Genomic DNA, 12,595 nt, shown 5'->3' on the forward strand with positions numbered 1-12,595 from the left:
CCCTGGAAGCGGAATTATGGCCTATTCCGCCGCCTGTTGCGCGCCCCTGACGCCCTTGGCCAAGGCTGCGGTCAGCTCGGCCACGGCGCTAACGGTTTTGGCGGTCGCGTGGCCGTCCGCATCGAGGCTGTTCTTGAGTGCGTCGACAAGCGCGGTGCCGACCACCGAACCATCGGCCTTCTCGGCAATCGCCCGCGCCGCCTCCGGCGTGCGGATGCCAAAGCCAACGCAGATCGGCAGATTGGTATGTCGCTTGATGCGCGCGACGGCTTCACCGACGGCAGTCGCGTCCGCCGCCGCTGCACCGGTGATGCCGGCGATCGAGACGTAATAGACGAAGCCCGACGTATTCGAGAGTACGGCGGGCAGACGCTTGTCGTCAGTGGTCGGGGTCGCCAGGCGAATGAAGTTCAGGCCCGCCTTCAGCGCGGGAATACAGAGCTCCTCGTCTTCCTCCGGCGGCAAATCGACGATGATCAGGCCGTCGACGCCTGATGTCTTGGCATCAGCCAGGAACTTGTCGACGCCGTAAATGTAAATCGGATTGTAATAGCCCATCAGCACCAGCGGCGTGACATTGTCGTCCTTGCGGAAGCCGCGCACCAGCTCCAGCGTCTTCTTCAAGGTCGTGCCGTTCTTGAGCGCGCGCAGACCTGCCGCCTGAATCGAGGGGCCATCCGCCATCGGATCGGTGAAGGGAATACCGAGTTCGATGACGTCGGAGCCTGCCTTGGGCAGCGCCTTGACGATCTCCAGCGACGTCGTGAGATCGGGATCACCGGCCATCACATAGGTGACGAAGGCCGAGCGGCCCTGCTTCTTCAGCTCGGCAAAACGGGTGTCGATACGCGTGGTCACTTGCTCTTGCCCTTCAGGATGTCGCCGACCTGCGGGACGTCCTTGTCGCCGCGGCCGGAGAGATTGACGACCATCAGGTGGTCCTTCGGCCGCTTCGGCGCTAGCTCCATCACCTTGGCGATGGCGTGCGCGGGCTCGAGCGCGGGGATGATGCCTTCAAGCTTCGACAGCAGCTGGAACGCGGCGAGCGCCTCGTCGTCGGTCGCGGAGAGATAGTTCACGCGGCCGATCTCGTGCAGCCAGGAATGCTCGGGGCCGATGCCGGGATAATCGAGGCCGGCCGAGATCGAATGCGCGTCCTGGATCTGGCCGTCCGCGTCCATCAGGAGATAGGTGCGGTTGCCGTGCAGAACGCCGGGGCGGCCGCCCGCGATCGAGGCGGCATGCAGCTGCGTGAGCCCGTGGCCCGCGGCTTCGACGCCGAAGATCTCGACGGTGGAATCGTCGAGGAAGGGATGGAACAGGCCCATCGCGTTCGAGCCGCCGCCGATGCAGGCAACCAAGGAATCCGGCAGGCGACCTTCGATCTCCTGCATCTGCGCCTTGGTCTCGTTGCCGATGATCGACTGGAAATCGCGCACCAGCGTCGGATAGGGGTGCGGACCCGCCACTGTGCCGATGCAATAGAAGGTATTGTGCACGTTGGTGACCCAGTCGCGCAGCGCCTCGTTCATGGCGTCCTTCAGCGTGCGCGTGCCCGACTGCACCGGCATCACTGTCGCGCCCAGCATCTCCATGCGGATCACGTTCTGCTGCTGCCGCTCGACGTCGACCGCGCCCATGTAGACGATGCATTCGAGCCCGAACCGCGCGCACAGCGTCGCGGTGGCGACACCGTGCTGGCCGGCGCCGGTCTCGGCAATGATGCGCTTCTTGCCCATGCGCCGCGCCAGCATGATCTGGCCGAGCACGTTGTTCACCTTGTGCGAGCCGGTATGATTGAGCTCTTCGCGCTTAAGATAGATCTTGGCGCCGCCCAGATGCTCGGTCAGGCGTTCGGCGAAATACAGCGGCGAGGGCCGTCCGACATAGTTCTTGAGATAGCCGTCCATCTCGGCCTGGAAGGCCGGATCGGCCTTGGCCTCGGTGTAGGCCTTTTCCAGATCGAGGATCAGCGGCATCAGGGTTTCGGCGACGAAGCGTCCGCCGAAAATGCCGAAATGGCCGCGCTCGTCGGGGCCGCTTCGGTAGGAGTTTGGTTTGGCGATGTTCATCGGACGCTCAATTCCTGGGTGGCGCGCGCGGCGCGAATGAAGGCTTTGATCATCTCCGGATCCTTCACACCGGGAGCGCTCTCCACACCGGAGGAGACATCGACGCCGCCGGCGCGGGTGACGCGGACGGCCTCGGCGACGTTCCCTGCATGCAGGCCGCCCGAAACCATATACGGCAGCGCGAGCTCCAGGTTTTGGAGAAGATGCCAATCGAAGGGGGCGCCGAGCCCGCCGGGCCGCGTTGCGTCCTTCGGCGGCCTCGCGTCGAACAGGATGCGGTCGGCGACCGCAGCATAGCCGGGCAGCAGGGCGAGATCGGCGGCGGTCTCGACCGGCAGCGCCTTCATCACCGGGCGGCCGAACTTCTGCTTGATGTCGCGCAGCCGGGCCACGGTCTCCTTGCCGTGGAGCTGAAAGATATCCGGCGACAACGCATCCATGATGTTGTCGAACGTGGCATCGTCGGCATCGACCGTGAGCGCGACCTTGAGCGCGCGCCGCTTCACTTGGCGGCCGAGATCGCGGCCGGCCTCCAGCGACAGGTGCCGCGGCGACGGCGGGAAGAACACGAACCCCACCATGTCGGCGCCCGCGTCGAGCGCTGTTTCGAGCGTCTCGCGCGTGGACAGGCCGCAGATCTTGACGAGCAGGGACATGGTCTCAAAGCGGGTTGCGGCCGCAGCTTCGCGGCCGGAAAGCAGGGTTTTCGGTTGCGGCCGCTTCTACAACGTCGCGCGCTGCTTGTCTCGCCCGACGGGCCCGTAAAGGCCCACCCCGGCGGGAACGGGGAGGCGCTGGGATCCGGGCTTTGCCGCAGCGGCCTGGGCGCGCAGATCGGCCAGTTCGAGCCTGGCTGCCCGCGCATCCGCGTCGTTTCGGCGCGCCGCACGCCGCCAGTGCCGCTGGCCAAACCAGACCGCGCAGCCGCCGGCCAGGACGCCGAGGGCGCCCGCCAGGATCAGCAGCAGGAACAGCGGCAGCGTGACCGACAGCGACGGATCTTCCGAGATGAAGGGGTCGAAGGAGACCGTGACGAAATGCCGGTTGGCCACAGCGAAGGCCACCAGGATCAGGCCCAGCGGAATCACGATCAGCGCGGTCAGGAACTTTCGCATCGCGATCGCTCGTCTTGAATCAAGCTTGCTGCCGCATCATGCGGCCGTTCGGTTAAACCCGGACGACGGTCGACGACGGCCTTAATCCGGCGCGCCGGGATCCGGATGGTCGCGGTTCAGCCGCTCACGCATTTCCTTGCCGGTCTTGAAGAACGGAACGCTCTTCTGGTCGACGGGGACATGGGCGCCTGTGCGGGGATTACGCCCGGCGCGTGCAGGGCGATGCTTGACCGAGAAGGCACCGAAGCCGCGCAACTCGACGCGATCACCGCGCGCGAGAGCCGCTACGATCTCTTCGAGAATCGCATTCACAATGTTCTCGACATCCCGCTGGTACAGATGCGGGTTGTGCTCGGCGATACGCTGAACAAGTTCGGATTTGATCATCGAGAGATAGGACCCGGAAGCGTGCGGATGACCATTTCCGTGAAAATACCGTGATCTGTCAAGACGCTAAATCAAGGTTGAGCGTCGTGAAAACACGTGACAAATGCCGAAAAAGCGGGCTGGCCCGACACCCGTGAGACGGGAAAAGCCTTTTGCGCTCGCCCGACCCCGGTCAGTTTGACGCCGCCGGCTGCCACAGGGCCAGCATTCCATCCATTCCGAACCGGTCCACGGCCTGCGCGACACCGGTTTGCCCGATCTGATGCGCAATCGAGCCTAAACCGAGCGCTTCCAGCGTCACGGCAGCCGCCGCCTTGAGGAACGGCAAATCGCCAAAGCGCGGCTCAAGCTTGTAATCGCGGACGGTGAGTCCCTTCTTGACGCCCTTCTGTTCGACCAGCCAGGTCACCGCGGTCTTCTCGTCGCCGAGCTGGTCGATCAGCTTGAGATCGATCGCCTGGCGCCCGGTGAAGACGCGGCCATCGGCGACTTTTTCGAGCTGCGTGTCATCCATGCCACGCCGCTCCTTCACCAGGCCCTTGAACCAGGCGTAGGAATCCTTCACCAGCGCGTCGAGCGCGGCGCGTGCCTCCGGGCTGGTCGGCTCGAAGCCGTTGGGCGCGGCCTTCAGCGGCGAGGACTTCACCTCCTCGACCTTGACACCGACGGTCTTCAGCAGCTCCGAGACGTTGGGAAACTGGAACAGCACGCCGATCGAGCCGACCAGCGAGCTCTGCTGGGCGATGATGTGGTCGCTCGCAATCGCCGTGATGTAACCGCCGGAGGCGGCAAGGCCTTCGACCACGACGACGAGCGGCTTCTTCGCCTTCAGCCTCACCAGCGAATCGTAAAGCTGCTCGGAGCCGGCGGTGGTGCCGCCCGGCGAGTTAATATGGACGATGACCGCGGCGGCCTGGGAATTCTCCAGCCGCTCCAGCGCCTGCGTGCGGTCGGAATCGCTGCGGATCAGGCCTTCGATCTGAACGCGCGCGATCGAGCCGGCGGCTGCGAACGTGCCGCGCGCGCCGGGCGTCGCGATCAGCGCGAAGCCTGCGACTGCCGCGATCGCGATCAGGGCGGCGGCCACGCGCCAGAACGTCAGCTTGCGACGAATCCTGCGGCGATCGACGATGATGTCCGAATCGAGCGACATCGCAATATCTCCAAATGAAGGGCCAAGCGCGTTGTGCCGTCACAGCGTGACCATTGGCTTATCTGGATACATCAATTGCGGCGCAATTTGAAGAAAACAAGGCCTCGCGCAGCCCGATGGAGCGCAACAAAAAAGCCCCGGCTCGCGCCGGGGCTTTGGTGTCAGCGAAACCTTCGTTTCGCTTACTTGTCGCGGTTCTTGAGCGCGGTGCCGAGGATGTCGCCGAGCGTCGCTCCCGAATCGGAGGAGCCGTACTGCGCGATGGCTTCCTTCTCTTCGGCGACTTCGAGCGCCTTGATCGACACCTGGACCTTGCGGGCCTTCTTGTCGAACTGGATCACGCGGGCATCAACCTTCTCGCCGACGGCAAAGCGTTCGGCGCGCTGGTCGTTGCGGTCACGCGCGAGCTCCGAGCGCTTGATGAAGGTCGAGAAGTCGGTACCGGTGATCTTCACCTCGATGCCGCTTTCCTTCACTTCGAGCACTTCGCAGGTCACGACCGCGCCCTTCTTGACATCGCCCGGCTCGGCGAATGGGTCGCCTTCGAGCTGCTTGATGCCGAGCGAGATGCGCTCCTTCTCGACGTCCACATCGAGCACCACGGCCTTCACCATGTCGCCCTTCTTGTAGTTGTCGATCACCTGCTCGCCCGGAAGCTTCCAGTCGAGGTCGGAGAGATGGACCATGCCGTCGACGTCGCCCTCGAGGCCCAGGAACAGACCGAACTCGGTCTTGTTCTTGACTTCGCCCTCGACCACCGAACCGGTCGGGTGACCTTCGACGAAGACCTCCCAGGGGTTGCGCATGGTCTGCTTGAGGCCGAGCGAGATGCGGCGCTTGACGGAATCGACTTCGAGCACCTGCACTTCGACTTCCTGCGAGGTCGAAACGATCTTGCCGGGGTGCATGTTCTTCTTGGTCCACGACATCTCGGAGACGTGGATCAGGCCTTCGATGCCCGGCTCGAGCTCGACGAACGCACCGTAGTCGGTGATGTTGGTGACGCGGCCGGTGAAGCGGGCACCCAGCGGGTACTTGGCTTCGATGCCCTGCCACGGATCGTCCAGCAGCTGCTTCATGCCCAGCGAGATGCGGTGCGTCTCGTGGTTGATCTTGATGATCTTGACCTTCACGGTCTGGCCGATCGAGAGCACCTCGGTCGGGTGGTTGACGCGGCGCCACGCGATGTCGGTGACATGCAGCAGGCCGTCGATGCCGCCGAGATCAACGAACGCACCGTAATCGGTGATATTCTTGACCACGCCGTCGATGACCTGACCCTCTTCGAGGTTCTGCACCAGCTCCTGACGCTGCTCGGCGCGGGTCTCTTCCAGCACCGTGCGGCGGGAGACGACGATGTTGCCGCGGCGGCGGTCCATCTTGAGGATCTGGAACGGCTGCGAGTTGTTCATCAGCGGCGCAACGTCGCGGATCGGACGGATGTCGACCTGCGAGCGCGGCAGAAAGGCCACGGCACCGTCGAGGTCGACAGTGAAGCCACCCTTGACCTGGTTGAAGATGACGCCGTTGACCTTCTCGTTGTTCTGGAACGCCTTCTCGAGCTTGCCCCAGCTCTCTTCGCGGCGCGCCTTGTCGCGCGACAGCACGGCTTCGCCGAGGGCGTTCTCGATGCGATCGAGGAACACTTCCACCTCGTCGCCGACCTTGAGCTCGCTGTCACGGCCGGGGCCGGAAAATTCGCGGAGGGCGACGCGGCCCTCGGTCTTCAGGCCGACGTCGATGACGGCCATGTCCTTTTCGATTGCAACAACCCTGCCCTTGATGACGGAGCTCTCCTGCAGGTTGCCACCTGCGAAGGACTCATCGAGCATCGCGGCGAAATCATCGCGCGAGGGGCTATAGGTATCAGCGGAAGTCGAAGCCATTTGTTCTCCAGTTGCGGATGTCGTGCCGGCCGTTGGGTTCAAGGGCGTCTCGGGCGCGCAGTGTCGGAAGGTCCACAAAACCTTCGAGCGACCGCTCGTTGCCCCGGTTTGAACCGGAACAGCGGAAGCGGGCCGGCTGAGGCCCGCGCGTTCGATACGTTGAGAATCTTTGTCCGGAGCCTGGATCGCGCCGGTCCCGAAACGAAGGACCCGACGTATCGACCTCAAAGAGCGGGAGCGGGCGCTTCCTCCAATGACGGCAGCGGCTTAACCCCGCGACCGGCCCGCTCGGACGGCCTCGATAATGTCGATGGCGGCCCGGACGCCCGCTTCTATATCCAGTTGGGAGTTATCTAGCAAGTAAGCATCGGGGGCGGGTTTCAGGGGGGCGATCGGCCGGTTCTGGTCGCGTTCGTCGCGCTGCATGATGTCGGCCAGCACGGCCGCCTCGTCCGCCTCCTCGCCCCGCGCCCTGGCCTCCATGGTCCGGCGGCGGGCGCGGACCCTGGGGTCGGCGACGACGAAGATCTTCACGTCGGCATCCGGGCAGATCACGGTTCCAATGTCGCGGCCATCAAGCACGGCGCCGGGCGGATCGGCGGCGAATTGCCGCTGGAAATTGACCAGGGCCTCGCGGACCCTGGGGATGGCCGAGACGATGGAGGCGGCCTCGCCGGCCTTCTGGGTCTTCAGGGCGGGATTGCCGAATTTTTCGGGATCGAGTTCCAGCGCCGCCGCGACCGCTGCCGCCTCGTCCCTGAGGTCATGACCCGACTGCATCAGGGCGTAGGCCACCGCGCGATAGATCACGCCGGTATCGAGATGACGATAGCCGTAATGATGGGCGAGGCGCTTGCCGAGCGTCCCCTTGCCCGAGGCGGCCGGTCCGTCGATGGCGATGATCATGAAAACTCTGCCCCAAGCGAACGCATCATCGGGATGAAATCCGGGAAGCTGGTGGCGATGAAGGCGGTGTCGTCGACGGTGACCGGCTGGTCGGAGGCGCAGCCCATCACCAGCGCGGACATCGCGATGCGATGATCCATATGGGTGGCGACAGTGCCGCCGCCGGGGACATGACCGCGTCCCTCGACGATCAGATCGTCGCCGGAGACCTCGACCTTCACGCCGTTGACGCGGAGCATGTCGGCGGTGGCCTCGAGCCGGTCGGATTCCTTGACGCGAAGCTCCTGCAGGCCGCGCATGATGGTGGTGCCCTCGGCGAAAGCGGCTGCAACCGCCAGCACGAGATATTCGTCGATCATCGACGGCGCGCGCTCGGGCGGCACTTCGACACCGCGCAGTTTCGAGGCGCGCAAGCGCAGCTGCGCCATCGGCTCGCCGGCATCACCGCGCACGTCGCTTTCCTCGATCGACGCGCCCATTTCGCGCAGCGTGGTGAACAGGCCGGTGCGCAGCGGATTAGTCATGACATCGGGCAGCACGACGTCCGAGCCCTCGACGATCAATGCGGCGACGACAGGGAAGGCCGCGGAGGATGGATCAGCGGGCACGACGACCGTCGCGCCATGCAGCTCGGGCTGGCCCACCAGCGTGATGCGGCGACCATGCTGGCCTTCCGGCGTCGAAGTGATCTCGGCACCGAAATGCTTGAGCATCAGCTCGGTATGGTCGCGGCTGGCCTCGCTCTCGATCACCGTCGTGATGCCCGGCGCGGCGAGGCCCGCCAGCAGCACCGCCGACTTGATCTGGGCCGAGGCGACCGGGGTCTTGTAGGTGATCGGCAGCGGATCGCGGGCGCCCTGGACGGTCAGCGGCAGACGGCCCCCCTCGCCACCGGAAACGACCTTCGCGCCTATCTTTTCGAGCGGGTCCAGGATCCGGCGCATGGGGCGGCTGCGCAGCGAGGCGTCGCCATCGAACACAGCGGAGATCGGGCAGCCGGCAACGGCGCCCATGACGAGCCGGCAGCCGGTGCCGGAGTTGCCGAAATCGAGCGGCTCCTTGGGCTCGGCAAAGCCGGCGACGCCGACGCCGTTCACCTTCCAGGCGAAATCGCCGGTGCGCTCGACCCTGGCGCCCAACGCCTGCATGGATTTGGCGGTGTTGAGGACGTCCTCGCCCTCCAGCAGGCCCGAAATCCGGGTTTCGCCGACCGCGAGCGCGCCCAGGATGAGCGCACGGTGGGAAATCGACTTGTCCCCGGGCACCCGTACTTTTCCGGTCAGGGGGCCGCTGGCCCGCGACGTGAGCGGCGTCGGCTTGTCGGAATGGGTCAAGATTGTGTCCTTGGATGTACCCCTGGATGCCCCTTTGGGGCTCGCGGGCAGGTACCACAAGGTATCCTCGCCGTCACCGGCATGTCTTTCTCCCGTAATGCGCTATTGACAGCGGGCCGCCAACTAGCCAAGTGAAACACCGCTTTTCCGACATTCCCAGGATTCCTCTGCCGTGGCCAAGTCCGAACTCGGAACCAAACGTATTTGCCCGACCACGGGCAAGAAGTTCTATGACCTCAACAAGACTCCGGTGATCTCGCCCTATACCGGCGAAGTGGTGCCGATTGCGCCGATTGCGCCGGCCCGCGCGAGCCGGGCCGAACCCCGCCATGCGCCGGCCGCCGACACCGCGCCGGAGCCGGCGGAGGTCGAGGAGGTTTCGCTCGAGGAGGCCGACGCCGAGGAAAACACCGGCAAGGTCAAGGCTGTCGTGCCCGAATCCGAGGACGATATCGAGGTCGACGAGACCATCGAGGACGATGACGACGATGATTCGACCTTTATCGCCGACGACGAAGAGGGCGATGAGGACGTCACCGACATCATTGGTGACGTCGGAGGTGATGAAGAGACTTGAGATCAGCCCTGATCTGTGAAAAAGGGTGCACCGCGCGAGTCACCAGGCTCGCCGGTCGGGAGTGATCTACCAGGATCGTCCCATTTAAGGACTACGGGGCCATAGCTCAGCTGGGAGAGCGCTTGCATGGCATGCAAGAGGTCGGCGGTTCGATCCCGCCTGGCTCCACCACGCTTCGCCCTTCGGGCTACGCGTGGCGCAGCCGCGCACAGCCCGAAGGGCGAAGCGTGGTGTCCGGCGAAGCCCGAGGGGCGAAGACGGACTGGTAGACGCGCCCCCTATCCCTAAGCTTCCGCCGTGCGAGCCTACGATGTGGTACGTCTACATCATCCGCAGCATCGAATTCCCCGACCAAGAATACATTGGCGCGACCGAGGATTTGAAGCGGCGCATTCCAGAGCACAATGCCGGTAAATCCGCTCATACTGCCAAGTTCAAGCCGTGGAAGCTGGTCTGGTATTGCGCTTTCCCCGACAAGCTGAAGGCCTTGGCATTCGAGAAATATCTCAAGTCACACTCAGGCCGCGCCTTCTCAAAAAAGCGGCTCTGCTGATTCTCCCTACTCCCCAATCACCGCATTCAGCCTGTCCCGCAGCGCGACGATCTCGTCCTTCATCGCCACCAGTTCCGAGACCGAACAGTCCGATGCCGCCAGGATCGATTGCGGCACGCTGCGCGCCTTGTCTTTCAACGCGTGGCCCTGGGGCGTCAGTGTGATCAGCACCTGCCGCTCGTCCTCGCTCGAGCGCGTGCGCTTGAGCAGATGGGCGGCCTCGAGCCGCTTCAGGAGCGGGGTCAGCGTGCCCGAATCGAGGAACAGCTTCTCGCCGATGTCCTTCACCGGCACGTTGTCGCGCTCCCACAGCACCAGCATCACAAGATATTGGGGATAGGTCAGGCCGAGGCGGTCCAGCAGCGGCTTGTAGACACGGTTGAAGGCGTGCGCGGCGGAATAGACCGCGAAGCAGATCTGGTTGTCGAGGCGTTGCGGATCCAGGGTCGATAATTTCCGGGGCATGGAGAATCTCACGAGGCTTTCCTCATTCTGGGGCCGGCCGGCGGCACATTCAATTGCGAACAATTAAATGTGAGGCATGCAAATATCAATTGCACACAATCTAATTGTTTGCGACATAGAGATCACCCAACCCGAGGAGACGAAAATGTCCGTGAACGTTCTCTACAAGACCAGCGCAAAAGCCACCGGCGGCCGCGACGGCCATGCCGCGACCCTCGACGGCGCGCTCGACGTCAAGCTCACCACGCCGAAGGAGCTCGGCGGCGGCGGCGGCGCCGGCAACAATCCCGAGCAGCTGTTTGCGGCCGGCTACGCCGCCTGCTTCATCGGCGCGATGAAATTCGTGGCGTCCCAGGGCGGCCCGAAGGTCCCGGCTGACGCTTCCGTCACCTCGACCGTCGGCATCGGCCCGCGCTCGGAAGGCGGCTTCGGCCTCGACATCGATCTCGCCGTCTCGCTGCCGGGCCTTGCCCGTGCCGAAGCCGAGGCGCTGGTCGAGAAGGCCCACCAGGTGTGCCCCTACTCCAATGCCACGCGCGGCAATGTCGACGTTCGCCTGACGGTCGTCTGATCCAACGGCGGATTGGCTGGCCCGAGATCCCCCTCGGGCCGGCTGCTTCCGTTTCGTTTTGCCGCGCCGCGGGATTGCACGGCGGCCCTGCATACGCCCCACCGCAACAAGCCATTGCTGGCACAAAAAAACCTCGCTAGGCCTGTGATCAAACGCCGACACAGGGGAAGCGAAGGCATGACTGAAGCCGTTTTGGGCGCAATGACCGGACTGCGCGTCATCGATCTCACGCGCGTGCTTGGCGGTCCCTACTGCACCCAGATCCTCGCCGACCATGGCGCCGACGTGATCAAGGTCGAGCCGCCCGCGGGCGACGAGGTGCGCGACTGGGGTCCTCCCTTCCACGAGGAGGACGCGGCCTATTTCATCGGCATCAACCGCAACAAGCGTTCGATCGGCCTCGACCTCGCCTCCGAAGGCGGCCGCGCCGTGCTGCTCAAGATGCTCGAGACGGCCGACGTCCTGATCGAGAATTTCAAGCCGGGCACGCTGGAGAAATGGGGTATCGGCAACGAGGTGTTGCGCGAGAAATTCCCGCGCCTCGTGCATTGCCGGATCTGCGGCTTCGGCGCCGACGGCCCGCGCGGCGGTAATCCGGGCTATGACGCCATCATCCAGGCCATGACCGGCATGATCGCGGCGACCGGCTCGCCGGAGAGCGGGCCGATGCGGATCGGCGTGCCGCTGGTCGACATCGGCACCGGCCTCTATGCGGCGATCGGCATTTTGATGGCGCTGTCGGAACGGCAGCGCTCGGGCAAAGGGCAGTTCCTGGAGACGACACTGTACGAGACCGGCCTTGCGATCATGCATCCGCACACCGCGAATTATTTCATGCATGGCAAGCCGCCCGGCCTCACCGGCAACGAGCATCCCAATCTCGTTCCCTACGCGATCTTCCCGACCAAGACCGACAACATCTTCATCGGCGTCGGCAATGACGGCACCTTTCGCAAGCTCGCCAAGGAGATCGGCAAGCCCGAGCTCGGCACCGATCCGCGCTTTGCCCGCAACAAGGACCGCATCGCCAATCGAGAGGCGCTGCGCGCCGAGCTCGCCGCGGTGTTCAGCCAGCACGAGGCGGAACCGCTGTGCAATCGCCTGCTTGCCGCGGGCCTGCCCGCAGGTCCGGTGCAGAAGATCGACCAGGCGTTGACGAACCCGCACACGATCGCGCGCGGCGATATTATCGAAAAGGATTGGTACAAGGGCGTGGCCTCGCCGATCCGGCTCGATCGCAGCAAGCCGAGCCTGCGCCGCCTGCCACCGAAATTCAGCCAGCACGCTCAGGAGGTGCTGGGCGAGTTCGGGTATTCCAAGGCCGAGATCGACGCCATGGTCGAGAAGGGCACGGTCTGCGGCCCCGAGCGCAAGCGATAGGAACCCCTCACCTCATCACAGAAATGATGCCGCACTGCGGCGCGGGCATGCATGTACACTGCGAACGGAGGAGGCTGCCTGCGTCGCCTTAGCCTATTTGACGGCTTCCCATTTAGCAGCGCTTGCCGCTTTCGTTTCTCCCGCTTACACAGTCATGTGAACGTCATATGGCGCTGCTAGCGCAAGCGATCTTTTT

Annotated in this window: 14 protein-coding genes and 1 tRNA gene; 5 read left to right on the forward strand and 10 right to left on the reverse strand. The window is 64.4% G+C overall.

What is annotated here, in order from left to right; genetic code table 11:
* Positions 1–21: 21 nt before the first annotated feature.
* From trpA to aroA, 9 genes are all read right to left on the reverse strand, one after another.
* The gene (gene trpA / locus FNV92_RS00440) at positions 22–858 is read right to left on the reverse strand and encodes a tryptophan synthase subunit alpha (protein ID WP_143842658.1); all 837 of its coding nucleotides are present in this window, start codon (positions 856–858) and stop codon (positions 22–24) included.
* On the reverse strand, positions 855–2,072 hold the full coding sequence (gene trpB / locus FNV92_RS00445; RefSeq protein ID WP_143842657.1) for a tryptophan synthase subunit beta: 1,218 nt from the start codon (positions 2,070–2,072) through the stop codon (positions 855–857). The genes trpA and trpB overlap by 4 nt, the downstream gene beginning before the upstream one ends.
* Positions 2,069–2,728 (reverse strand): phosphoribosylanthranilate isomerase, encoded by a 660-nt coding sequence (locus FNV92_RS00450; RefSeq protein ID WP_143842656.1) that lies wholly within the window; start codon positions 2,726–2,728, stop codon positions 2,069–2,071. The genes trpB and FNV92_RS00450 overlap by 4 nt, the downstream gene beginning before the upstream one ends.
* Positions 2,729–2,794: 66 nt before the next feature.
* Positions 2,795–3,187 carry a DUF1049 domain-containing protein gene (locus tag FNV92_RS00455; protein WP_143842655.1) on the reverse strand — a complete coding sequence of 131 codons (393 nt, stop codon included), beginning with the start codon at positions 3,185–3,187 and terminating at the stop codon, positions 2,795–2,797.
* 81 nt (positions 3,188–3,268) lie between these two features.
* Positions 3,269–3,574: an integration host factor subunit beta gene (locus tag FNV92_RS00460; RefSeq protein WP_007598410.1), complete on the reverse strand. Its 306-nt coding sequence runs from the start codon at positions 3,572–3,574 to the stop codon at positions 3,269–3,271.
* Positions 3,575–3,746: 172 nt separating this feature from the next.
* Positions 3,747–4,727, reverse strand: coding sequence for a signal peptide peptidase SppA (sppA, locus tag FNV92_RS00465; protein ID WP_143842654.1), 981 nt, complete (start codon positions 4,725–4,727; stop codon positions 3,747–3,749).
* Positions 4,728–4,909: 182 nt separating this feature from the next.
* Positions 4,910–6,613 carry a 30S ribosomal protein S1 gene (gene rpsA, locus FNV92_RS00470; protein ID WP_014438737.1) on the reverse strand — a complete coding sequence of 568 codons (1,704 nt, stop codon included), beginning with the start codon at positions 6,611–6,613 and terminating at the stop codon, positions 4,910–4,912.
* 267 nt (positions 6,614–6,880) lie between these two features.
* Positions 6,881–7,519, reverse strand: coding sequence for a (d)CMP kinase (gene cmk, locus FNV92_RS00475; RefSeq protein ID WP_143842652.1), 639 nt, complete (start codon positions 7,517–7,519; stop codon positions 6,881–6,883).
* Positions 7,516–8,853 (reverse strand): 3-phosphoshikimate 1-carboxyvinyltransferase, encoded by a 1,338-nt coding sequence (gene aroA, locus FNV92_RS00480; protein WP_143842651.1) that lies wholly within the window; start codon positions 8,851–8,853, stop codon positions 7,516–7,518. The genes cmk and aroA overlap by 4 nt, the downstream gene beginning before the upstream one ends.
* A 172-nt stretch (positions 8,854–9,025) precedes the next feature.
* Here aroA and FNV92_RS00485 point away from each other — a divergent pair, with 172 nt between their 5' ends.
* The 3 genes from FNV92_RS00485 to FNV92_RS00495 all read left to right on the forward strand — a co-directional run bounded on the left by FNV92_RS00485 (position 9,026) and on the right by FNV92_RS00495 (position 9,983).
* On the forward strand, positions 9,026–9,430 hold the full coding sequence (locus tag FNV92_RS00485) for a TIGR02300 family protein (RefSeq protein ID WP_143842650.1): 405 nt from the start codon (positions 9,026–9,028) through the stop codon (positions 9,428–9,430).
* Between the two features lie 95 nt (positions 9,431–9,525).
* Positions 9,526–9,601: transfer RNA gene (locus FNV92_RS00490), tRNA-Ala, on the forward strand.
* Between the two features lie 139 nt (positions 9,602–9,740).
* On the forward strand, positions 9,741–9,983 hold the full coding sequence (locus FNV92_RS00495; protein ID WP_143842649.1) for a GIY-YIG nuclease family protein: 243 nt from the start codon (positions 9,741–9,743) through the stop codon (positions 9,981–9,983).
* 6 nt (positions 9,984–9,989) lie between these two features.
* Here the strand turns inward: FNV92_RS00495 and FNV92_RS00500 are convergent, their stop codons facing one another.
* Positions 9,990–10,448, reverse strand: coding sequence for a MarR family winged helix-turn-helix transcriptional regulator (locus tag FNV92_RS00500; protein WP_143842648.1), 459 nt, complete (start codon positions 10,446–10,448; stop codon positions 9,990–9,992).
* Between the two features lie 145 nt (positions 10,449–10,593).
* Between FNV92_RS00500 and FNV92_RS00505 the strand changes: the two genes are divergently transcribed.
* The gene (locus FNV92_RS00505) at positions 10,594–11,019 is read left to right on the forward strand and encodes an organic hydroperoxide resistance protein (protein ID WP_061023501.1); all 426 of its coding nucleotides are present in this window, start codon (positions 10,594–10,596) and stop codon (positions 11,017–11,019) included.
* Positions 11,020–11,196: 177 nt separating this feature from the next.
* A complete protein-coding gene (locus FNV92_RS00510) occupies positions 11,197–12,399 on the forward strand; it encodes a CaiB/BaiF CoA transferase family protein (protein WP_143842647.1) in 1,203 nt (400 codons plus the stop codon).
* Positions 12,400–12,595: the final 196 nt, after the last annotated feature.

The sequence above is a fragment of the Bradyrhizobium cosmicum genome (assembly GCF_007290395.2).
Lineage (GTDB): Bacteria > Pseudomonadota > Alphaproteobacteria > Rhizobiales > Xanthobacteraceae > Bradyrhizobium > Bradyrhizobium cosmicum.